Here is a 21,697-nt window from a genome sequence, read left to right as displayed (position 1 = left end):
CTTTAAAACCGGTGCCTGACAAATTCATTGCACTGCACACTGGCTTTTTTAAATCGATTAGATTAAAAGGGCCGCCAACCAGCCTGATTGAGAGACCAAGCTCATGAGCAGCCAGATCATTCCCGTTGAGCCTTTTGATTACGTCGTCTTCGGCGGCAGCGGCGACCTTGCCGAACGCAAGTTGCTGCCGGCCCTCTATCACCGCCAGATCGAAGGCCAGTTCGGCGAACCGACCAGGGTGATCGGCGCTTCGCGCAGCCCGCTGACGCACGAGGAATACCGCAAATTCGCCCGCGACGCGCTGCAGGAACACCTGAAGAAGGGCGAATATGACGAGAATGAAGTCGAGAAGTTCTGCGCCCGCCTCTATTACGTCTCGGTGGATGCCCGCTCCGACAGCGGCTGGGATCAGCTGAAGAAGCTGCTCGACGAAAGCAAGGATCGGGTGCGCGCCTTCTATCTGGCGGTCGCACCCGGCATCTTCGGCGACATTTCGCAGAAGATCTCCGACCATAAGCTGATTACCAAATCGACCCGCATCGTCGTCGAAAAGCCGATCGGCCGCGACCTCGCCTCGGCGCTGCAGCTCAACGACATGATAGGCCGGGCCTTCAAGGAAGAGCAGATCTTCCGCATCGACCACTATCTCGGCAAGGAAACGGTGCAGAACCTGATGGCGCTGCGCTTTGCCAATGCGCTCTACGAGCCGCTGTGGAATGCCAACTACATCGATCACGTGCAGATCACCGTGGCCGAATCGGTCGGCCTCGAGGGCCGCGCAGGCTATTACGATACGGCGGGCGCACTGCGCGACATGGTGCAGAACCACATTCTGCAGCTGCTCTGCCTGACGGCGATGGAAGTGCCCTCGTCGATGGATTCGGAAGCCGTTCGCGACGAGAAGCTGAAGGTGCTGCGGGCGCTGAAGCCGCTCGATGCCTCGAATGTCGAGCAGGCGACGGTGCGCGGCCAGTATCGCGCCGGCGCCTCGGGCAGCGGCCCGGTCAAGGGCTATCTCGAAGAGCTCGAAGGCGGCGTCTCCAACACCGAGACCTTCGTCGCCATCAAGGCCGAGATCAACAATTGGCGCTGGGCCGGCGTTCCCTTCTACATCAGAACCGGCAAGCGGCTTACCGGGCGCATGTCCGAGATCGTCATCACCTTCAAGTCGATCCCGCATGCGATCTTCGATCAGGCCGCCGGCCGCATCAGCCAGAACCAGCTGATCATCCGCCTGCAGCCGGACGAGGGCGTCAAGCAGTCGCTGATGATCAAGGACCCGGGTCCGGGCGGCATGCGCCTGCGCAACGTTTCGCTCGACATGAGCTTCGCCCAGGCCTTCAACGTTCGCAATCCCGACGCCTATGAACGCCTGCTGATGGACGTGATCCGCTCCAACCAGACATTGTTCATGCGCCGCGACGAAGTCGAGGCCGCATGGAGATGGGTCGACCCGATACTGAAAGGTTGGGAAACCACCGGCCAGCAGGTGCAGGGCTATACGGCCGGCACCTGGGGCCCGAGCCAGGCCATCGCGCTGATCGAGCGCGACGGCCGCACCTGGCATGACGATATCTAGGACGACATCGATGGCATCGACCCTGCATTCCTTCGCCAGTGCCGCAGACCTCGCAGGCAGCCTCGCCGACAAGGTCGCCGACAGGCTCTCGGCGGCGATCGCCGCCCGCGGCGCCGCCTCCATCGCCGTTTCCGGCGGCTCGACGCCGAAGGCCTTCTTCCAGGCGCTTTCGACACGCGACATCGCCTGGGACAAGGTGACGATCACGCTGGTCGACGAACGTTTCGTGCCGGCCGACAATCCGCGCTCGAACCATCTGCTGGTCGATGCCAACCTCTTGCAGAACAAGGCGACGGCGGCGCGGTTCGTGCCGCTGTACCAGCCGGCAGCCTCGGTCGAGGAGGCGGCAAGGCTGGCGACGGAAAAAAGCGCCGAGATCGGCATCCCCTTCGATGTGGTCATCCTCGGCATGGGCGGCGACGGCCACACGGCGTCGTTCTTTCCCGGCGGCAGCAATCTTGCCGAGGCGCTCGATGCCTCGACGCCGCGCGGCGTCATCACCATGGAGGCGGAAGGAGCCGGCGAGCCGCGGCTGACCTTCACCTTCTCCAGTCTTCAGGATGCCGCACTCCTGGTTCTCCATATCGAGGGCGAAGGCAAAAAAGACGTTCTCGCCAAGGCGGAAGGCAGCGGTGACGAGGCAGACATGCCGATCCGCGCCGTTCTGCGCCGGGCCACTTCCCCGGTCGAGATCTACTGGGCTCCCTGATCGACCTCGGATCCGGCGAGATTCAGGCGAGAGCCGCGAAACAGATAGAACAACGAACAAGGCAGGGATTTTCCATGTCCGCTCACGCACGCATATCTGCGATCACCGATCGCATCGTCGAACGCTCCAAGCCAACCCGCGAGCGCTATCTGGAACGCCTGCGCGCCGCCGCATCCAAGGGCGTGCAACGTTCGGTGCTCGGCTGCGCCAACCTCGCCCATGGCTTTGCGGTCTGTTCCCCCGCCGAGAAGGACGCGCTTGCCGGCGACCGCATTCCCAATCTCGGCATCATCACAGCCTATAACGACATGCTCTCGGCCCACCAGCCGTTCGAGACCTATCCCGCCATCATCCGTGAGGCGGCCGCCGAGGCAGGCGGCGTCGCCCAGGTGGCCGGCGGCGTGCCTGCCATGTGCGACGGCGTCACCCAGGGACAGCCGGGCATGGAGCTGTCGCTCTTCTCGCGCGACCTGATCGCCATGTCGGCGGGCGTCGGCCTGTCGCACAATATGTTCGATGCCGCCCTCTTCCTCGGAGTCTGCGACAAGATTGTGCCCGGCCTCGTCATCGCCGCACTCTCCTTCGGGCATCTGCCGTCGATCTTCGTGCCGGCCGGGCCGATGACGACCGGCCTGCCGAACGACGAGAAGTCGCGCGTGCGCCAGCTCTTTGCCGAGGGCAAGGTCGGCCGCGCCGAGCTGCTGGAAGCGGAATCGAAATCCTATCACGGCCCCGGCACCTGCACCTTCTACGGCACCGCCAATTCCAACCAGATGCTGATGGAGATCATGGGCTTCCATATGCCGGGCTCCTCCTTCATCAATCCGGGCACGCCGCTGCGCGAAGCGCTGACACGCGAAGCCGCCAAGCGGGCGCTGGCGATCACCGCGCTCGGCAATGAATTCACCCCGGCCGGCGAGATGATCGACGAACGGTCGGTCGTCAACGGCGTCGTCGGCCTGCATGCGACCGGCGGCTCGACCAACCACACACTGCACCTCGTCGCCATGGCGCGGGCGGCCGGCATCCAGCTCACCTGGCAGGACATTGCCGAGCTTTCGGAAATCGTGCCGCTGCTTGCTCGCGTCTATCCGAACGGGCTTGCCGACGTAAACCATTTCCAGGCCGCCGGCGGCATGGGTTTCCTGATCAAGGAACTCCTGAAGCACGGCCTGGTGCATGACGACGTGCGCACCGTCTTCGGGCAGGGCCTCCAGGCCTATACGGTCGATGCCCGTCTCGGCGAAAACAGCACCGTCCTGCGCGAGCCGTCACCGGAAAAGAGCCATGATCCGAAGGTGCTCTCCAGTATCGAAACGCCGTTCCAGGCCAATGGCGGCCTGAAGATGCTGCGCGGCAATCTCGGCAAGGCAGTCATCAAGATCTCCGCCGTCAAGCCGGAGCGCCATATCATCGAGGCGCCGGCGATCGTCTTCCACAGCCAGCAGGAACTGCAGGATGCCTTCAAGGAAGGCAGGCTCAATCGCGATTTCGTCGCCGTCGTGCGCTTCCAGGGCCCGAAGGCCAACGGCATGCCGGAACTGCACAAGCTGACGCCGCCGCTCGGCGTGCTACAGGACCGCGGTTTTCGCGTGGCGCTCCTGACCGACGGACGCATGTCGGGCGCCTCCGGCAAGGTGCCGGCGGCCATCCACGTGACGCCGGAAGCCGTCGACGGCGGCCCGATCGCCCGCATCAAGAACGGCGATATCATTCGCCTGGACGCGATCAAGGGCACGCTCGAAGTGCTCGTCGATGCCGCCGACATGGCCGAGCGCGAGCCGGTGAGCGTCGATCTCTCCGACAATGAATTCGGCATGGGCCGCGAGCTCTTCGCGCCCTTCCGCCGCGCCGTCGGCGCTTCGGACCAGGGTGCGAGTGTTCTCTTCCACTGAACGTAACCAACGCAAATAAGCAAAAACCCGCGGAGCGCGCGAATCGTCCCGCGGGTTTTTGCTATTGGCAGTCCCGATCTATCCGTCAGGCGCGGATATCGAGAACATAGTCCTTGTGCGCCGGGTGCGTGCTGTAGACGAAGATCTTGTTCAGCTCCTTCTGCGTCAGCAGGCGCAGGAAGCGGACTTCGATCGTATTGTTGGCGTTGACCTTCATCAGCAGGCAGCCGACCTTGGTGATGCGGGCATCCGGAATGTCCAGATAGAACTGCTTCGGCAGGTTGAACTGGGTGAGAATCGCGAGCGTCGCGCTGCTCATCGAAATCCGGACGATGTCGCAACGGCGCGAAGCCGCGTGCATGACGCCCTTTTCCGTATATTCGATGCGCGCGGCATTCATCGTGTCCTCCATTTTGAACCGCGCCTCGCGGTCGTACATGAAGGATTCTTCCTTGCTCAGGAAATGAGACCTTGGCTGTGACGGATTGGAAGCGGCCACTTGCTTATCCCCCTCATAAATTGACTGGGAAAAGGTAGCAGCCGATCTTTAACAGAAAGTGAGAATCCGCTCCGCCAAGTATAATTCAGGGGAATATTACCCCAAAAATGGCTCGCTCATTTCCGGTAGGTATGGCCGCTTGCGTTAAAGAGATGCAACTTCTGCCGGTCGGCGGCAAAGCGCATCCTCTGGCCCTTATGGACATCGTAAATGCCCGGGAGCTTGACGACGATCGGCTCGCCGGGAACCAGACCCTCGATATAGAGCAGCGTCACTTCGCCAAGCGCTTCGACGATCGACACTTCGCCCTCGAAGACGTAATCGGCGCCGTCGGCGATTCTCAGATCCTCCGGACGAACGCCGAAGCTCGCCTGCTTGCCCTTCTCGGATACGTCGGTCGCGACATCGAGCGTTACCGACATGCCGCCGGTGAGCGTCACGGTCGTCTGGCTGCCGGTGGCTGATATCGTCGCCGGAATAATGTTCATGGCCGGCGAGCCGATGAATTTGGCGACGAAGAGGTTTGCCGGGCGCTCGTAGAGTTCCAGCGGCGCGCCGACCTGTTCAATATTGCCGGCGGAAAGAACGACGATGCGGTCGGCGAGCGTCATCGCCTCGACCTGGTCATGGGTGACGTAGATCATCGTGGTGTCGGCCATTTGCTCGTTGAGGCGGGCGATCTCGATGCGGGTGGCGACGCGCAGCGCGGCGTCGAGGTTCGACAGCGGCTCGTCGAACAGGAAGACCTTCGGATCGCGGCAGATGGCGCGGCCGATCGCCACGCGCTGACGCTGGCCGCCGGAGAGCGCCTTCGGCAGGCGCTCGAGATAATTGCTCAGCTGGAGGCTTTCGGCCGCCGCCCGGACGCGGCGGTCAATCTCCTGCCTGCTTTCACCGGCGATCTTCATGCCGAAGGCCATGTTGTCGTAGACGGTCATATGCGGATAGAGCGCGTAGGACTGAAAGACCATGGCAATGCCGCGTTTCGACGGCGGCACGTCATTGACGAGCTGGCCATCAATATACATCTCACCGCCGGTAATCGCCTCGAGACCGGCGATCATGCGCAGAAGCGTGGACTTGCCGCAGCCGGACGGACCGACGAAGACGATGAATTCGCCCTGCTTGATATCGAGGTCGATGCCGTGGAGAACGTCCACGGAACCGTAGGATTTGCGGATATCCTTCAGCGTCAGTCCAGTCATGTCTCACTCCCCTCCTGATCCTTAAGCGAGACGGGCGAAATACGCCCCCCAAGCCGGAATATCGATCTTGTCGCCATAGTTGTTGCTGATAAAGCCGTGCCCCGTCAACGCCTGCCATTCCCCGGCAGGCAGGGTAACGCCTGTTTCGGACGGGCTCATGTTGAAGATGCAGAGCAGCTTTTCATTGCCGTATTCGCGGGTGAAGACCAGGGTATCGCCCTCAGTCTCCTCGAATTCGATCTCGCCCTTGGCAAAGGCCGGGTGCAGCTTGCGGAAGGCGATGAAGCGTCGATAGTGCTCGAGCACGGACGTGTCGTCGCCCTGCTGGACGTTGACGGCGCGCAGAATATGTTCGACCGGCACCGGCAGCCAGGGTTTGACTGTCGAAAAACCGCCCTGGGCAACGTGGCTATCCCAGACCATCGGCGTGCGGCAGCCGTCACGGCCTTTGAACTCCGGCCAGAACTGGATGCCATAGGGATCCTGCAGGTCCTGATAGGCGAGATCGGCTTCGGTCAGCGCCAGTTCCTCGCCCTGATAGAGGCAGACGGAACCGCGCAGCGTCATCAGCAGCGAAGCATAGAGCTTGGCGAAGGCGTCGTGATCGGCGACCAGCCCGCCCCAGCGGCTGACATGGCGCATGACGTCGTGATTGGAGAAGGCCCAGCAGGCCCAACCGTCGGGAGCTGCGGCTTCGAAATCCTCCATCACCTCCTCGACGCGCTCCGGCGTCAGCGGATCGGGCGCCAGGAACTCGAAGGCGTAGCACATGTGCATCTTGTCGTTGCCGGAGGTATATTCTCCGACGATTTCGAGGCCGCGCTGGCTGTCGCCGACCTCGCCGACGGCGGCGATTGCCGGATATTCTTCGAGCACGGCGCGGAAGCGCTTCAGGAAGGCAAGATTCTCCGGCCGGTTCTTGTCGTAAACATGCTCCTGGAAGTTATAGGGATTGACCGCCGGCGCCGTCGAGGCGTTGCGGCGCTCAGGCGCCAATGCCGGATTGTCGCGCAACAACGGGTCGTGGAAATAGAAGTTGATGGTGTCGAGGCGGAAGCCGTCGACGCCGCGATTGAGCCAGAAGCGCACGACATCGAGCAGACGGTCCTGCACCTCGGGATTATGCAGGTTCATGTCCGGCTGTGAGGTCAGGAAATTGTGCAGGTAATATTGCATGCGTGTCGGATCCCACGCCCATGCCGAGCCGCCGAAGATCGACAGCCAGTTGTTCGGCGGCGTGCCGTCCGGCTTGGCGTCGGCCCAGACATACCAGTCGGCCTTGGCGTTGGTTTTGCTGGAGCGGCTCTGCACGAACCAGGGATGCTGGTCGGAGCTATGCGAGATGACCAGATCGATCATCACGCGGATGCCGAGGCGATGGGCCTCGGCGATCATAGTGTCGAAGTCCACCAGCGTGCCGAAGATCGAATCGACGTTCTCATAATCGGAAACATCGTAACCGAAATCGCGCATCGGCGAGGTGAAGAAGGGCGAGATCCAGATGGCATCGACGCCGAGGCTTGCCACATGCGGCAGGCGGGCGGTGATGCCTTTCAGGTCGCCGATGCCGTCGCCGTTCGAATCCTGGTAGGAGCGCGGGTAGATCTGATAGATCACCGCGCCGCGCCACCAGTCCTTATCGGGGGTCGAGATCGATTGGGGAGCCACGTTCATGGAATATCCTGTTTGAAGTCACGTTCGAAGATGGTCAGCCGCCCTTGACCGAGCCCGCCAGCAGGCCACGCACCAGATAGCGCTGCAGCCCGAAGAAGACGAGCAGCGGCACCACGATGGTGACGAAGGCCGACGCCGTCAAAATCTCCCAATTGCCGCCGCGCGAGCCGAGCAGCGCGTTCAGGCTGCCTGTGAGCACGATGTGGTCCTTGTCGGTGCCGAGGAAGACCATGGCGACGAGCAGGTCGTTCCACACCCACAGGAACTGGAAGATGGCGAAGGAGGCGAGCGCCGGGAAGGACAGAGGCAAAACGATGCGGGTAAAGATCTCGAAGTCGCTCGCACCGTCGACACGGGCGGATTCGATGATCTCCTTCGGCAGGCCGGCAATATAGGCCCGCAGCAGAAAGATGGCGAGCGGCATGCCGAAGGCGGTGTGGGCAAGCCAGATGCCGGGATAGGTCTTCGACGGCTGGCCGAGCATGTTGCCCACTTCGTTATAAAGGCGCAGCAGCGGGATCAGCGACATCTGCAGCGGCACCACAATGAGACCGACGACGAGGGCGATCAGCAGCGCGCGGCCGGGAAAGTCCATCCAGCTCAAGGCATAGGCGGCGAAAGCGGCAATCAGGATCGGGATGATCGTCGCCGGGATCGTCACAGTCAGCGAATTGATGAAGGACTGGCCGATGCCCTCGCCGGTCAGAACAGTATTGTAGTTCTGCAAGGTGAATTCCGGCGGCGCCGAGACGGAGACATAGATACGCCGCGGCCGCTCATCGGGCGAGAAGGCGGCGTTCTTCATGTAGCGGTAGCTGCCGTCGCTGTTGATCAGCAGGCTTTCGCCGTCGCCGAGATCGGCCGTCTGGCCGGCCTCGAAGGCCGCCGGCTGCTGCACACGGTTGCCGAAGGCCTTTACCGAGCGGCCGGTTTGCCCTTCCAGCACATTGCCTGAAATGACGTAGGTAGCGCCTTCCTGCTTTTGCTGGTCAGGGGTGCCAAGGCGCACGGCGACCGTCTGCGTCGAGCCGACGAAGGCCGTCCACCAGCCGGACACAACGATCTGGTCCTTGTCGCGCAGGGCGCTGACGAAGATGCCGAGCGTCGGGATCAGCCAGATGATGACGATCAAGAGAACCGCAAGGTGGACGAAGAGGCGGGCGGGACCGATCTTGAAGTAACTTCCGACAGCGGTCATCTCAATGGCCCTTCAGTTCGCGGTTGGCGCGGCGCACGTTCCAGACCATGATCGGCGTGACGGCGAGCATGATGATGATGGCGATGACAGCACTTCGGCCGGAATCGCCGCCGCCGCGGAACATCCAGTCGAACATCAGGTTGGCCAGGACCATCGTCTGCCACTGGCCGTTGGTCATGGTCAGGACGATATCGAAGACCTTGAGGACGAGGATGGTGATCGTCGTCCAGACGACGGCGATGGTGCCCCAGACCTGCGGCACCATGATGCGCCAGAAGATCTGCCAGCCGTTGGCGCCGTCGATGACGGCGGCCTCGATCGTCTCCTCGGGAATGCCGCGGAGTGCCGCCGACAGGATGACCATGGCAAAACCGGTCTGGATCCAGATCAGGATGACCATCAGGAAGAAGTTGTTCCAGAAGGGAACCGAGATCCACACCTCCGGCGTGCCGCCGAACAACTGGACGATGGCGTTCAACAGACCGATCTGGACATCGTTGCCGCCGCGATACTCATAGATGAACTTCCAGATGACCGAGGCGCCGACGAAGGAGATCGCCATCGGCATGAAGACGATGCTTTTAGCGATATTGCCCCACCAGATGCGGTCGGTCATGACAGCGATGACCAGGCCGAAGAAGGTGCAGGCGGCCGGCACGACGGCGAGCCAGAGGATGTTGTTGAAGATCGACTGGCGGAATTCGCGGTCGCCGATCGCCCATTTATAGTTGGCGAGGCCGACGAACTGCAGGCCGGTACGGTCATAGAAGGAGAGAATGAAGGTCGCAACGACCGGATAGACGAGGTAGACGAAGAGCAGGAAGAGCGCCGGGCCGATGAACAGCCACGGCCGGATGAGGGCGCGGCGGTTGAGATTGCGCGAGGCGGCGCGGATGTCGCCATCCTTGACCGGCAGGGCGAGATCCAGGAGTTTGTTGGAAAAATAGAAATAGGCCGAGCACGCAAAAACGGCGAACACCACGACGCCCAAAGCGGACACTATCTGCGACAGCATTTCGTCCCTCCCCTGCTTCCCCTGATCTTAATTCAGACCGGCTGTCATTCTGACCGGTCAGTGCCGGTCACCGTCAATCCATTATATTGCCCAATCACAATATATCCTGACTGGCCGGGCTGCTCATGAGCCCGGCCACTCAGGCAGGTCATGCCGCCGGCAAGCCGGCGGCATAATGTTGGAAGATTACTTGATGCCGTCCCAGGCGCTCTGGATTTCGCCGGCAGCTTCCTCGGCGGACTTGCCGCCGACGAAATCGACCATCCCGGTCCAGAAGGCGCCGGCGCCGATCTTGCCGGGCATCAGGTCGGAACCGTCGAAGCGGAAGGTGGTGGCAGACGTCAGGATCTCGCCTTCCTTCTTCATCTGCGGATTGGCATAGGCCTCGGTGCTGACGCCCTTATAAGGCGTCAGGAAGCTCGACTGCGCCATCCAGACCTCATGCGCGATCGGGGTCTTCAGGAAGTCGATGAAAGCGCGGGCCGTCTTCGAATCCTTGGCGATCGAAACAAGCGTGCCGGCGCCGAGAACCGGCTTGCCGAGTTCGGGATGCGAAGCATAAGTCGGCATGTAGAAGAAGTCGGCATCCTGGCCGAGCTTCGTGCCCTCAGGGAAGAAGGACGGAATGAACGAGGCCTGATGGTGCATGTAGCACTTCGGCGGCACGGAGAAGAGGCCCTTCGGGCTGTCGCGGAAGTCGGTCGAGGCCACGGCCGCGACGCCGCCATTGACGTATTTCTCGTTCTTGGCGAACTTGCCGAATTCGTCGATCGCGGCAACGACGGCCGGATCGGTGAACTTCAGCTCGTTGGTCGTCCACTTGTCATAGGCTTCCGGCGGCTGCATGCGCAGCATGATGTCCTCGACCCAGTCGGTCGCCGGCCAGCCGGTGGCGCCGCCGGAACCGAGACCGATGCACCAGGGAACGCCGCCGTCCTTGACGATCTGGTCGGTCAGGGCATGCAGCTCTTCCATGGTCGTCGGGATCTTGTAGCCGGCTTCCTCGAAGTTCTCCGGAACATACCAGACGAGCGACTTCACATCGGCCTTATAAGGGAAGGCGTAGAAGGCTTCCTTGCCGTCCTTACCCTTATAGGTGCCGTACCCGACCCAGCTGTCGCCGGCGCCGTAATTGTCCTTGATCCACTTGGAGTTGTCGTCGCCGAGCGGCGTCAGGAAGCCCTTGCCGGCGAGGTCGGCGAGAAGGCCGGGCTGCGGCAGAATGGCGATGTTTGGCGGCGAGCCAGCTTGCGTGTCGATGACGATCTGTTGTTCGTAATTTTCGGACGAGGAATATTTCGCCTCGATGCCGGTCGCCTCGGTGAAATAGGCAAGAACGCTCATGAAGAACGCCTCGTCTTCGCCGCGCCACGGCCCGAAGATCGTCAGCGGCTGCCCCTTCAGATCGGCATGCGCGGCCTTGAATTCGTCATAGCTTTTCCAGTTGAACTTGGAATCCTGTCCCGGGGCAAATTTCAGATCGGCCGCGGACGCAGCACCGGCAAATAGCGCCGCAACGGCAACGCCCATCAGAAATGACTTTTTCATGTGATCAACCTCCCATCACAATCCCAACCCGCGCCGAATTTCTCGCAAACGGAAATTTCAAAGCGCTTTGACACCCCAACTCATTTCACTTCCGGTGGAATGGAGTCAAGTCAATTCGCGAAAACCTGCCCTAAAGCGGCGGGATATCGCGGCTCGAAGGCACCTATCGGGGAATATGGGGCGATTTTTCTTGAGTCAAGCGCGCGAGATGCTACATAATTGAAAGCGCTTTGGATGCCATGGGGAGGCGGCAGGCCTTTTTGGAGCGGCCGACGGCGGGCCGGGAGGGAAGCATAACAGGTGAATCTCAAACAGCTATCGGAATTGCTCGGGCTGTCGCAGACGACGGTGAGCCGGGCACTCAACGGTTATCCCGAGGTCAATGAAGCGACCAGAGAGCGCGTGCTCCAGGCCGTCAAGGAAACCGGATACCGGCCGAACAAGGCTGCCCAGCGGCTTGCGACCGGCAAGGCAGGCTCGATCGGCCTCGTCATGCCGACGGCGCCCGGCCACCAGTCAGACGTGCATTTCGGCGAATTCCTGGCCGGGCTCGGCGAGGAGGCCGTCCGCCACGATTTCCATTTCGTCATCATGCCGGCCGATCCCGATGACGAGGTGGCCGCGCTCCGGCGGCTTGCAATCAGCGGCAATGTCGATGCTCTGTTCATCGCTTATATGCGCGGCCACGACCCGCGGCTCGCCATGCTGAAATCGCTCTCCATGCCCTATGTCGTGCATGGCCGATCCTTCGGCGCGGAGCCGGATTATCCCTATCTCGACATCGATAATGAAGGCGCCTTCTACGACGCCACACGGCTGCTGCTGCAGCTCGGCCATACGCGCTTTGCCTTGATGAACGGCCCGACACACCTCGATTTCGCCATCCGCAGAAGGAACGGCGTCATCTCAGCCCTCGCCGAACGTAGCCTCACGCTCGAAGAGGATTGCATGACCCACGCGCTGATGACGGACGAACAGGGCATGCTGGCGATGGAACGCTTCCTGCAGCTGCCGCAGCGGCCAACGGCGATCCTCTGCTCCAGCACGGTCATGGCGCTGGGGGCAATCCGCGCCGTCAACCAGGCGGGCCTGCGCCTCGGCGAGGATATTTCGCTGATCGCCCATGACGACGTGCTGCCGCTGTTGAAGCCGGAAAACTTCTCCGTGCCGCTGACGACGACGCGCTCCTCGCTGCGCGCCGCCGGCGTTCGAATCGCCCAGCGGCTGATCGGCACCGTGAAACACGCCGCCCCCTTTCCCGAGCAGGAGCTCTGGAGGACCGAGCTGATCGTCAGGGCCTCGACCGGCCCTGCCCCGCAGCAGCCATAATCAGAACTGCGGCGGCGTCTGCCCTGCGGCGCGATGGGCGGCGATGACCGTATTGGCCATCAGCATGGCGATGGTCATCGGCCCGACGCCGCCGGGAACCGGAGTGATGGTGCTGGCGACCTCGGAGACTTCACGGAAAGCGACGTCACCGACGAGCCGGGTCTTGCCCTCGCCCTTGTCGGGCGCCGGCACCCGGTTGATGCCGACGTCGATCACCGTCGCACCCGGCTTGACCCAATCGGCTTTGACCATTTCCGGACGACCGACGGCGGCCACCAGAATATCGGCGTTGCGGCAGACCTCGGCGAGGTTCTTCGTTCTCGAATGGGCCATCGTCACCGTCGCATTGGCGTTGAGCAGCAATTGCGCCATCGGCTTGCCGAACAGGTTGGAGCGGCCGATGACGACGGCATTGAGGCCGGAGAGATCCTCGCCATGGGTGCGGCGGACGAAGACCATGGCGCCGGCCGGCGTGCAGGAGACCAGTCCGGTCTTCAGGTCGCCGGTGGCGAGCTTGCCGGCATTGACGACGCTCAAGCCATCGACATCCTTTTCCGGCAGGATCGACTGGATGATCGGCTCGCTGTCGAGCGGCTTCGGCAAGGGCAGCTGCACCAGGATGCCGTGGATCGACGGATCGGCGTTGAGGGTGGCGACGAGAGCTGCCAGTTCCTCCTGCCTGGTCTCGGCCGGCAACGTGTGCTGGACGGACTTGAAGCCGCATTCCTTGGCCATGCGGCCCTTGGAGCCGACATAGGCGTGGCTTGCCGGGTCGTCGCCGACGATGATGACGGCCAGGCCGGTGGTGACGCCGCTGCTCTTTTCCAGCGCCGCCGTCGCACTCTTGACCGTCTGAATGACTGATGCAGCTACGTTCTTGCCGTCGATTACTGTCGCCACGCGTCTCTCCGCCCTGTTTCGCGCCAATCTATTGATAGTTGACGAGCGTCAAATGCCCGCTAACGCCCTATCCTGTCGGAAAGCGGCAAGGCAATATCAAACTTGCAAGGAAATGTCGGGTTCAGCGCAGCGGCTGCCGTGCTTCCATCACGTGAAGTCGAAGCCGGTCGCGCAGGCCGGAGATCTCGGAGCGCAGCACCTCCATCTCGTCGGCCGCCGCCGGGGCCGGCGCGAGCGCCGGCGGAGAGGCGAGCGAAGGCGGCGCCGGCATTTCCTCGCTTGCGGAAGCCGCGGCGGATTTGCGCCAGAACAGTAGAAGGGCCAGCCCAAGACCGAGCGCAAGGCCTGTCGCGGCCCCGGCCAGCACGCGGCCGATCAGACCATTCGTTCCCGGCACCGCCGCCGCAAGCGGCGGTTTCAGGACGGTCAAATGGCCATCATCGCTTCCCGGTGTCGGCGCCGCTTCTTCCAGGCGCGAGCGCGCGGCATTCGCCTTTTCGCGCAGCTCGGTCAGCCGGGACAGATCGACGCCGGTATCCCGGCTCTGGGCGATCAGCGTGTTGCGGCGATCGTTCAGGTCCTTGCGCGCATCGACCGCAGCCTTGGCGGCGGCATTGGCGAGCTGGGCGAGACGAGCAAGCTCCTTGCCCATGTTCTCCTTCAATCCATCCGTTTCGGCCTGCTGCTGCAGCAGACGCGGATGGCGCGGGCCAAGCTCGGCCGAAAGCTGGGCCAGCGTCGTCCTGGCGACGGCATATTTATCGCGCCAATCCTGCAGCGCCGGCGAGAGCATATCGGAAGGGAGCGAACCATCCAGCACGCCGGCGAGTTTTGCCGCCTTCAGCCGGTCGGCCTGCGCCTTGGCGGCAAGGATATTCTGGTCGGCCTGCTTCAGATCGGCATCGAGCTTATCGATCTGGCGGCGAAGGTCGATCGCCACCTTGACGTTGCCCTCGCCGCTTTTGGCCGTGAAGGCGGCAAGCTCCGCCTTCGCCTCGTCATAGGCCTTGCGCAACGCGGTGTCGGTTTCGGCGCTCCGGCCGGGACTGCTCACTGCGGACACCACTTCGCCAAGCCCTGCGGCGATCCGCATGGATTTGCCGCTGTCGCCGGTCGTCACCCTCACAATGATCGTACCGGCGGCGACATCGGGCACGATCTCGACCGCATGCTTCAGCGCCGCCTCGGCGCGCGAGGCCGGATCGGCGGCAGCACCGGTGCCCGAGAGCAGATCGAGCGCAACGCCGAGCGCATTGGGATTGGAGCCGGCAAATTCCGGGTCATGATCGAGTTTCAGCGCAGCGACCGTCGATGCCATCACCCGCGCCGACAGCAGGCCTTTGGCCGCAGCCTGGGTGAAGGCATCGCGGCTTGCCGCATCCGTCTTTACCGAAAGTGTCGTCTCGGCACGGTAGAGGGCGGGCGAGACCGGCATCAATGCCGGCAGGCCTGCGCCGAGGACCGTGGCGGCGACGACCGTCATGGCAAGGCCGAAGCGGCCGTCGCGGCGGCGCGGCGCTGCCGGCTGGAATCCGGTGAGTTCCTCACGGATCGCGGCAAGCGGCTCGGGCGGGGGTACAGCCCCTTCGGCCGCAGCGATGGGCTCCTCATGACCAGCCGGCTCCGGCGCAAGAGGACGGCCGACATCGTTGGCAGCCCGAAGGCGGTTGCCGAGAATGGTTTCGATGCGGTCGACCAGCGGCGCCGGACGCGCCGCCATTGCGCGCTGCTCTTCGAGCGCGCGGCCGATCGCGCGCAGCAATTCGGCCTCGGGCAGCGCGAGATCGGCCCCCTTCGACCGCCGGCGATAGGGGACGTCAAAGGCGCGCGGCCCCGCGGCTGCGTGATCCTGGAAGCTGTTTCTCGCCCTGATATCGTACATTGCGCCACATCTCATGCACATGATGGCCGAGTTCAATCACCCGCTCGCGATGCAGATGATTAAGCTACTCTAAATATTCATGGCAAAGAAATGGTTAACCGCGACTGGCAATAATTGCGGCCCGACGTCTCAGATTTGAACCGGTGACGTCTTCACAGGTCCGGGAACCGCGCCGGGCCTGTTCAGCTCGCCTTCCTGCGATCCACAATCGGCTGCGAGACGCTGCGCTGCTCTTCCGGCTGGCTGAGAATTCTTTCGCGGCGGCGGAAGCGGTAGCGCAGGACGTGGAAAAGGAAAACCGGAATGCCGATGATGTAGCGCCGCCAGAGGCGCGCAGGCTCCTGTATCAGCCTATAGGCCCATTCGAGACGCATCATCCGCACCGTCTTCGGCGCTCGCGGAACGGCGCCGGAGACGAAGTCGAAGAGCGCGCCTACCGTCAGCACCAGCCGCGCATGGTCGGCGCGGATGTTGTCATGAACCCACTTCTCTTGCAGCGGCGTCCCCATGCCGACGATCAGAATGTCGAGCTTCTGGCGCTCGATCTCCTGGGTGACATCAGTGGAGTCGACCTTGTCGAAAAAACCATCGGAAATGACGATAAATTCATGCCAGGGTGTGTGCCTGCGGAAATTTTCCGCCGCTGCTTCGACGACCGAAGGCGCACCGCCGATCAGGCCGATGCGGCGCGGAGCCTCCATGAAGGTAAGGAAGGCCGGCACGAAATCGGTACCGTTCAGATTGGCGGGAAACGGCGAGCCATGGGCAATCTGCGATGCGATGTTGAGGCCGATGCCATCCGGCAGCACCAGATTGTGCGACATGATCCGGTAGTATTCGTCGTCGCGCAACGCCGTCAGCATATTATGGGCGTTGACGAAGCAAACCACGGTCTGGCCGACGGGAATGGAAGCCAGCTCGTTGATAAAAACGAGGGCATCGTCCCAGCCGAGATCGCAGACCGGCAGATCGAAGATCGTCCGCCGCGACGCGAGCACCGCGAAGTTTGCAATCAAATTCATTCCTACCTCCTGCCGAGGGTGCGTCATGCGCCCGAAATCCCGGAAACCAAGCCCATTTTTCCGCACCCCGGAGGTCTCGAAAGGACCGGTCGCGTCATGCATGGACGGCGTCGCCCCGATCACGGAAAACGGCGCATACCAAGCTGTGACAGCTGATATAACAGGAGGCTTTCAAACAACCCTTAGGAAAATTCCTTGGATTTTGATGCTCGCATAAGTAGTTTATTAACCACATCGGGCCCAACGACAAACGGCGCCCGAAGGCGCCGTTCATGCATCTGATCCGGGATATTAATGGGCGGCCGGGGCCGGGGCATCCTCAGCCGGGGCGGCTTCGATGATCTTGACCGGAGTGCCGAGCTTCTTCGGCTCGCCGGCCGCGTTTTGCTTGACCTCTTCCTTGGAGAGATAATCGAGCTGCTCCAGCATCACTTCGGCGACATATTCGCCGCCGAGGCGCTCGTTCATGCCCTTCTTGATCTCCTCGCGGAAGGCATTCGGGTCGAAGGACTTGATATGAGCGAGATCGACCATCTTGTTGCCGACGAGCAGGCTGAAAAGTTGGTCCGTCGTCATCTCGGTCAGCGGCAAGGTCACGCCCTTCAGCATGTCCTTGTTCATCATGAAGGAAACGCGGCCGAGGAAATAACCGGTGATCGCACCGTCGCCGATGACCGGCACCGTGATCGTTTCACCCTTCACCAGTTCGAGCGCGCTCTGCTTGGTATCCGTTGCCGCAGGTGCTGGCGCCGTCGCCATGTACACCGAAAAGTAAACCGAGGCCAAGGTGATGGCGCAAACCCAGATACCGGTGAGGACGAGCTTGATCATCAGTTCCCACGCGCGGCGAATTGTTCCTGGGAATAGGTGCCGTCGGCGTCGGCGTCCTGAACGGCATTCTTCAGGAGGTCGGCGACGGCGCGAACCGCTTCGAGATGCGCTTCGACGCGCCGCGCGTTGAGCACCAGCTTCTTCTTCAGGCCGTGCAGCTGATCGAGATGGGCAGCGGCAAGCTCGGCCGGATCGGTATCGCGGAAAAGCATCGACAGTTCGTAGAGGCAGCGGCTCTTATGCGCATTGGAGACCTTGAGATCGAACTGCGGGTCGTTGCCGATCCGGGTATTCTCATTGTCGATGATCATTTCGAGGCGTCCGAGGACGGATTTGATCCTGTATTCGTTCGAAATTATTTCCATTGTACCCTCGATTATGCGTCGCTGAGAACATGATGCCGAAAAGTGTGCGCGGTTTTCGGACGACATCATGCTCTAACTTTAATTTAGAACAGGATTCAGATTTCAGGCCAACGGGCCTAAAATCATCCTGTTCTATCGGCCTTGGCGTCCGCCGTCGGCGTGCCAAAGGTCTTGCGCTGGAAGTCGTCGATCATGCTGAGCGCGGTGTTGCGGTCACGATCATCGGTCGAAGCATTGACGATCTTGCCTTCCTGCCGGCGCAACTGTTCGCTGTACATCTGCTTGGCAATGCCGATGCCGTCGCCCTTGGCGATGGTGTTGCCGAGCTGCTCGGCCATCATGCCCTTCCAGATATCGCCGGTCGCGCCCTTGCCGTAGACGTCTTCACTTTCGCTCGGCAGCATCGACTTGACGAAGTTCTGCAGCACCATGGCCTCGAACTTCCGGTAGCTTTCCGGAACCTCCTCGGCCTTGGTGCGGTTCTGGATGTTGGCGAGGCCGCTCTTCTGGCCGATATGATCGAGAACGTCGACCGTATTGGAGAAGCCCTTGCCGTTCTCGGCGAGGCTCGTTGCGGCAAAGGCCGCGCGATTTGCCTTCAATTTTTCCTGGGCCGCCTGAACCTCCATTGGGTCGGCGGCTTTGACAACGTCCAGGACCAGATCACTGGGGGGCGAAATAGCCACGTTACAATCCTCTAAATTAAGATCGTAACGATTATGGTTTTTGAAGCTTGCTGGAGGCTGGCGTTGCGAATTGCTGGTCGATGACATCGTAGACGGCATTGTCGTCGGCCTCGCGGCGCTCGACATCGAGGGCCTCTTTCATGCCCTCTTCCAGGCGATCGGCCTTGGCGCGTTCGCGCGTCAGCCGCATCTCGTGGATCTGCTGCATGCCGGTCAGCTGCTGATCCTTGATCGTCAGCCTGCCGAATCGGTCGGCATAATTCTGCGAGAAGGCGTGGTGTACCGGGTCCATCGAACCGAGAGCAACGATGACATCGTCCATCGCCGCATTGACCTCGATGCGCTGACGGCTGGTTTCGGCCAGGTCGTTCTCCGCCATCCTCTCGATATGCCGCTGCACCGACAGCAGACGCTTGAGTTTTTGGGAGCGGCTCTTCTCGATCATATCAGCCTCATCGTCCGATATAGATCGAACTGAAGGCCTGGCCGAACTGGCTGACCAGCGCCGCGACCGAGACATAAAACAGGAAGAGCCCGCCCATCAGCAGATAGGGCGTGGAAATGAAATAGACCGGGATCTGCGGCGCCAGCTTGTTGATGAAGCCGATCGAGACGTTGAAGATCATGCCGTAGATCAGAAAGGGGCTCGACAGCCGCAGCATGATGTAGGTGGTCTGCTCCAGCGTATCGGTGAAGGAGATCAGCGTCGCGCGCATCTGTGTCAATCCGCCGAAGGGCATGGTCGTGTAGGAATCGATCAGCGCACGGAAGACGATGTGATGGAAATCCATGATGAAGAGAATCATGATGCCGGCAAAGGTGATGAAGGCGGAAAGGCTGGTCTCCGGCGAGTCTTCGATGACGTCGGCGGAGCCCGGCTGGGTATAACCGACCATCATGGCAATGATCGTCGCGGCGAACTGCATGCCGAGCGTATAGATTCTCGCCAGCATGCCATACATGACGCCGATCAGTGATTCGCTGAATATCAGGCCGATATAGGTTCCGGCTCCCGTGTGGACAGCCGGATAGACCGTGTCCCAGAGCAGCGGCATGACGGCGATCGACAGCGCGCCGGCAATGAAGACGCGCAGCTGCTCGGGCACGCGCGCCGAGGAAAATCCCGGAAGAGCCAGCACACAGCCGCCGATCCGGCAGAAAACCAGAAACAGCGCGAGAACGGTCCCTTGCGGGTCTGATATCATGAAATCGAGCCCAAAATCTTTATCTCGATGCCCTTGGCCAGTTCGACATGCGACAGGACAGGCAGCGTGGCGAACAGCCGTTCGATGATCATGCGCACATAGGAGCGTGTTTCCGGCGAGGTGACAAGGGCGAATGGCAGGCCGCGATCCATGAACTCACGGATAACTTTGCTCGCCTGCTCGCTGAACTCTTCCAGGCTTCTCGGATCGATGTCGAACTCGATCACCTCGCCCTTGGCGTCGCGCTTCAGCGCCTGGTGGAAAGCGAGATCCCACTTGCTGCCCAGTCTCAGCACACGCAGCACGCCGTTGTCGGCAAGATCGCCGCAGAGCTGCTGGGCCATGCGGATGCGGACATGCTCGACGATCTGCTCGGTCTTCCTGACATGCGGGGCAAGCTCGGCCACCGCTTCGAGAATGAGGTGCAGGTTGCGGATCGAGACGCGTTCGGCAAGCAGGAGCTTGAGCACCGCCTGCAGGCCGGAATAGGACATATGCGACGAGCAGATCTCGTCGGCGAGCTTCTTGTATTCCGGGTCGAGGCGATCGATCAGCACCTTGACGTCCTTGTAGGACAGAAGCTGCGGCAGGTTGTTGCGAATGACCTCGCTCATGTGGGTCAGCACGACGGAGACGTTGTCAATCGGCTGGAAGCCTTCGCGCTTCAGGTCGTCGGCGAAGTTTTCGAGAATCGAGACAGCCGGCATGCCGAAAGCGGGTTCGCGAATTTCGTCGCCGGGAATGCTCGGGCGGCGGCCGGCGCCGGTGACGACCAGAACTTCGCCGACGCGCAAGAGATTGGAGGCGACCGTCGTTCCATGGATGCGGATCTGGTAGGATTTCTCGGCGATGGCGATATCGTCGGTGACCTTGATCTCGGGCACGACGAAACCATACTGGGTGGCGAACTTCTTGCGCATCTTGCCGACCCGGAAGGCGAGCTCCTGGTGGGCGCCGAGCAGGCGTGTGGAGACCATCTTGCCGAGTGCGAGCTCGATTTCCGAGGTGCGCAGCACCGACTTGACCGAATCCTTTTCCAGTTCCTTGTTCTGGACGACCTTCTTTTCTTCCTGCTCGCGGCGAAGCTTGTTTTCAACCTCTACCTGACGCGGGATGAACCAGGCGCCGAAGGCGAGAAGACTACCGAGGATCACGAAGGGGACAAACGGCAGGCCCGGCATCAGCGCCAGGACGAACATCAGCACCGCCGAGACCGAGAGCGCGCGGGGATAGCCGCTCAGCTGGTTGACGACCGCCTGGTCGGTGGAGCCGGTGGTGCCGCCGCGCGAGACGAGCAGGCCAGCCGCGAGCGAGACGATGAGGGCCGGCATCTGTGAGACGAGACCGTCGCCGACGGAGAGCTTGACGAAGACGTCGGCTGCTTCGCCGATCGGCATGCCGTGGCGGAAATAACCGATGATGATGCCGCCGAAGACGTTGATGGCGGTGATGATCAGGCCGGCGACGGCATCGCCGCGCACGAATTTCGAGGCACCGTCCATCGCACCGAAGAAGGAGCTTTCCTCTTCGAGCTCTCTGCGCCGGCGCTGGGCTTCCCTTTCATCGATGATGCCGGCCGAAAGATCGGCGTCGATCGACATCTGCTTGCCGGGGATGGCATCGAGCGTGAAACGCGCGCCGACTTCGGCGATACGCGTCGCGCCCTTGGTGATGACGATGAAGTTGATGGTGATGAGGATCAGGAAGACGATCAGACCGATGACGAAGTCGCCCGACATCACCAGGCTTGCGAAACCAGCGATGACGCCGCCGGCCGCATCGTGGCCTTCATTGCCGTGAGACAGGATGACGCGCGTCGTCGCGATGTTCAGCGCCAGCCGGGTCATCGTTGCGATCAGCAGAATGGTTGGGAAGGACGAGAAATCGAGCGGCTTCTGGATCCACAGCGCGACCATCAGGATCAGCACCGAGAAGGCGATCGAGAAGGCCAGCCCCATGTCGATCAGGAATGGCGGGATCGGCAGGAAGAGAATGCAGATGATGCCGATAATGCCGAGGGCAAAACCGACATCGCGCAGGCTCGGGGCGACTTTCGGAAGGGGGAGTGCAGGTGGTTGCGCCATAACAGATCCGTCTCTTCATGAGAGGAAGCGGACTCGGTCCGCCCAATTCGGACCGACAGTTAAATGGCGAA

19 protein-coding genes are annotated in these 21,697 nt (G+C 61.8%); 4 read left to right on the top strand and 15 right to left on the bottom strand.

The window, feature by feature from the left end; translation table 11 throughout:
* The first annotated feature begins 103 nt into the window (after positions 1–103).
* From zwf to edd, 3 genes are all read left to right on the top strand, one after another.
* Positions 104–1,579, top strand: a complete 1,476-nt coding sequence (gene zwf / locus EFR00_RS20055) for a glucose-6-phosphate dehydrogenase (RefSeq protein ID WP_038686952.1) — start codon at positions 104–106, stop codon at positions 1,577–1,579.
* A gap of 10 nt (positions 1,580–1,589) precedes the next feature.
* Positions 1,590–2,288 carry a 6-phosphogluconolactonase gene (gene pgl / locus EFR00_RS20050; RefSeq protein ID WP_038686950.1) on the top strand — a complete coding sequence of 233 codons (699 nt, stop codon included), beginning with the start codon at positions 1,590–1,592 and terminating at the stop codon, positions 2,286–2,288.
* 74 nt (positions 2,289–2,362) lie between these two features.
* On the top strand, positions 2,363–4,183 hold the full coding sequence (gene edd, locus EFR00_RS20045; RefSeq protein ID WP_077992499.1) for a phosphogluconate dehydratase: 1,821 nt from the start codon (positions 2,363–2,365) through the stop codon (positions 4,181–4,183).
* An 85-nt stretch (positions 4,184–4,268) separates the two neighbouring features.
* Here the strand turns inward: edd and EFR00_RS20040 are convergent, their stop codons facing one another.
* From EFR00_RS20040 to EFR00_RS20015, 6 genes are all read right to left on the bottom strand, one after another.
* Positions 4,269–4,622 (bottom strand): hypothetical protein, encoded by a 354-nt coding sequence (locus EFR00_RS20040; protein WP_009996042.1) that lies wholly within the window; start codon positions 4,620–4,622, stop codon positions 4,269–4,271.
* 176 nt (positions 4,623–4,798) lie between these two features.
* A complete protein-coding gene (locus tag EFR00_RS20035) occupies positions 4,799–5,887 on the bottom strand; it encodes an ABC transporter ATP-binding protein (protein WP_077992501.1) in 1,089 nt (362 codons plus the stop codon).
* Between the two features lie 21 nt (positions 5,888–5,908).
* Positions 5,909–7,561: a beta-galactosidase BglA gene (gene bglA / locus EFR00_RS20030; RefSeq protein ID WP_077992502.1), complete on the bottom strand. Its 1,653-nt coding sequence runs from the start codon at positions 7,559–7,561 to the stop codon at positions 5,909–5,911.
* A 34-nt stretch (positions 7,562–7,595) separates the two neighbouring features.
* The gene (locus EFR00_RS20025; protein ID WP_077992504.1) at positions 7,596–8,759 is read right to left on the bottom strand and encodes a carbohydrate ABC transporter permease; all 1,164 of its coding nucleotides are present in this window, start codon (positions 8,757–8,759) and stop codon (positions 7,596–7,598) included.
* 1 nt (position 8,760) lies between these two features.
* Entirely contained in the window at positions 8,761–9,774 is a 1,014-nt protein-coding gene (locus tag EFR00_RS20020) for a carbohydrate ABC transporter permease (RefSeq protein WP_038686942.1), read from the bottom strand.
* A 186-nt stretch (positions 9,775–9,960) separates the two neighbouring features.
* Entirely contained in the window at positions 9,961–11,322 is a 1,362-nt protein-coding gene (locus tag EFR00_RS20015; RefSeq protein ID WP_077992506.1) for an ABC transporter substrate-binding protein, read from the bottom strand.
* Between the two features lie 300 nt (positions 11,323–11,622).
* Here EFR00_RS20015 and EFR00_RS20010 point away from each other — a divergent pair, with 300 nt between their 5' ends.
* Positions 11,623–12,651, top strand: a complete 1,029-nt coding sequence (locus tag EFR00_RS20010; RefSeq protein WP_077992508.1) for a LacI family DNA-binding transcriptional regulator — start codon at positions 11,623–11,625, stop codon at positions 12,649–12,651.
* Here EFR00_RS20010 and folD read toward each other — a convergent pair whose 3' ends face one another.
* The 9 genes from folD to flhA all read right to left on the bottom strand — a co-directional run bounded on the left by folD (position 12,652) and on the right by flhA (position 21,626).
* Positions 12,652–13,551, bottom strand: a complete 900-nt coding sequence (gene folD / locus EFR00_RS20005) for a bifunctional methylenetetrahydrofolate dehydrogenase/methenyltetrahydrofolate cyclohydrolase FolD (RefSeq protein WP_038686936.1) — start codon at positions 13,549–13,551, stop codon at positions 12,652–12,654.
* 121 nt (positions 13,552–13,672) lie between these two features.
* Positions 13,673–15,433, bottom strand: coding sequence for a GumC domain-containing protein (locus EFR00_RS20000; protein ID WP_077992510.1), 1,761 nt, complete (start codon positions 15,431–15,433; stop codon positions 13,673–13,675).
* A 182-nt stretch (positions 15,434–15,615) separates the two neighbouring features.
* A complete protein-coding gene (locus EFR00_RS19995; protein ID WP_009994323.1) occupies positions 15,616–16,455 on the bottom strand; it encodes a WecB/TagA/CpsF family glycosyltransferase in 840 nt (279 codons plus the stop codon).
* Positions 16,456–16,746: 291 nt separating this feature from the next.
* Positions 16,747–17,286 carry a hypothetical protein gene (locus EFR00_RS19990; RefSeq protein WP_077992512.1) on the bottom strand — a complete coding sequence of 180 codons (540 nt, stop codon included), beginning with the start codon at positions 17,284–17,286 and terminating at the stop codon, positions 16,747–16,749.
* A complete protein-coding gene (locus EFR00_RS19985; RefSeq protein ID WP_003545575.1) occupies positions 17,286–17,651 on the bottom strand; it encodes a hypothetical protein in 366 nt (121 codons plus the stop codon). Before EFR00_RS19985 ends, EFR00_RS19990 begins: the two co-directional genes overlap by 1 nt.
* A 122-nt stretch (positions 17,652–17,773) precedes the next feature.
* Positions 17,774–18,337: a rod-binding protein gene (locus EFR00_RS19980; RefSeq protein ID WP_077992514.1), complete on the bottom strand. Its 564-nt coding sequence runs from the start codon at positions 18,335–18,337 to the stop codon at positions 17,774–17,776.
* Positions 18,338–18,368: 31 nt separating this feature from the next.
* Positions 18,369–18,782 (bottom strand): hypothetical protein, encoded by a 414-nt coding sequence (locus EFR00_RS19975; protein ID WP_009996114.1) that lies wholly within the window; start codon positions 18,780–18,782, stop codon positions 18,369–18,371.
* Between the two features lie 7 nt (positions 18,783–18,789).
* A complete protein-coding gene (locus EFR00_RS19970) occupies positions 18,790–19,542 on the bottom strand; it encodes a flagellar biosynthetic protein FliR (RefSeq protein ID WP_010058497.1) in 753 nt (250 codons plus the stop codon).
* Complete coding sequence (flhA, locus tag EFR00_RS19965) at positions 19,539–21,626, bottom strand: flagellar biosynthesis protein FlhA (protein WP_038686924.1); 2,088 nt, start codon at positions 21,624–21,626, stop codon at positions 19,539–19,541. Before flhA ends, EFR00_RS19970 begins: the two co-directional genes overlap by 4 nt.
* Positions 21,627–21,697 lie beyond the last annotated feature (71 nt).

The sequence above is a fragment of the Rhizobium sophoriradicis genome (genome assembly GCF_003939025.1).
GTDB lineage: Bacteria > Pseudomonadota > Alphaproteobacteria > Rhizobiales > Rhizobiaceae > Rhizobium > Rhizobium sophoriradicis.
This window is presented reverse-complemented; position numbering and strand designations above follow the sequence as displayed.

What these genes read in the sequence shown, in the direction of transcription:
- zwf (WP_038686952.1), top strand. Translation starts at nt 104, where the DNA reads ATGAGCAGCCAGATCATTCCCGTTGAGCCTTTTGATTACGTCGTCTTC.
- pgl (WP_038686950.1), top strand. Translation starts at nt 1,590, where the DNA reads ATGGCATCGACCCTGCATTCCTTCGCCAGTGCCGCAGACCTCGCAGGC.
- edd (WP_077992499.1), top strand. Translation starts at nt 2,363, where the DNA reads ATGTCCGCTCACGCACGCATATCTGCGATCACCGATCGCATCGTCGAA.
- EFR00_RS20040 (WP_009996042.1), bottom strand. Translation starts at nt 4,622, where the DNA reads ATGTACGACCGCGAGGCGCGGTTCAAAATGGAGGACACGATGAATGCC.
- EFR00_RS20035 (WP_077992501.1), bottom strand. Translation starts at nt 5,887, where the DNA reads ATGACTGGACTGACGCTGAAGGATATCCGCAAATCCTACGGTTCCGTG.
- bglA (WP_077992502.1), bottom strand. Translation starts at nt 7,561, where the DNA reads ATGAACGTGGCTCCCCAATCGATCTCGACCCCCGATAAGGACTGGTGG.
- EFR00_RS20025 (WP_077992504.1), bottom strand. Translation starts at nt 8,759, where the DNA reads ATGACCGCTGTCGGAAGTTACTTCAAGATCGGTCCCGCCCGCCTCTTC.
- EFR00_RS20020 (WP_038686942.1), bottom strand. Translation starts at nt 9,774, where the DNA reads ATGCTGTCGCAGATAGTGTCCGCTTTGGGCGTCGTGGTGTTCGCCGTT.
- EFR00_RS20015 (WP_077992506.1), bottom strand. Translation starts at nt 11,322, where the DNA reads ATGAAAAAGTCATTTCTGATGGGCGTTGCCGTTGCGGCGCTATTTGCC.
- EFR00_RS20000 (WP_077992510.1), bottom strand. Translation starts at nt 15,433, where the DNA reads ATGTACGATATCAGGGCGAGAAACAGCTTCCAGGATCACGCAGCCGCG.
- EFR00_RS19995 (WP_009994323.1), bottom strand. Translation starts at nt 16,455, where the DNA reads ATGAATTTGATTGCAAACTTCGCGGTGCTCGCGTCGCGGCGGACGATC.
- EFR00_RS19990 (WP_077992512.1), bottom strand. Translation starts at nt 17,286, where the DNA reads ATGATCAAGCTCGTCCTCACCGGTATCTGGGTTTGCGCCATCACCTTG.
- EFR00_RS19985 (WP_003545575.1), bottom strand. Translation starts at nt 17,651, where the DNA reads ATGGAAATAATTTCGAACGAATACAGGATCAAATCCGTCCTCGGACGC.
- EFR00_RS19975 (WP_009996114.1), bottom strand. Translation starts at nt 18,782, where the DNA reads ATGATCGAGAAGAGCCGCTCCCAAAAACTCAAGCGTCTGCTGTCGGTG.
- EFR00_RS19970 (WP_010058497.1), bottom strand. Translation starts at nt 19,542, where the DNA reads ATGATATCAGACCCGCAAGGGACCGTTCTCGCGCTGTTTCTGGTTTTC.
- flhA (WP_038686924.1), bottom strand. Translation starts at nt 21,626, where the DNA reads ATGGCGCAACCACCTGCACTCCCCCTTCCGAAAGTCGCCCCGAGCCTG.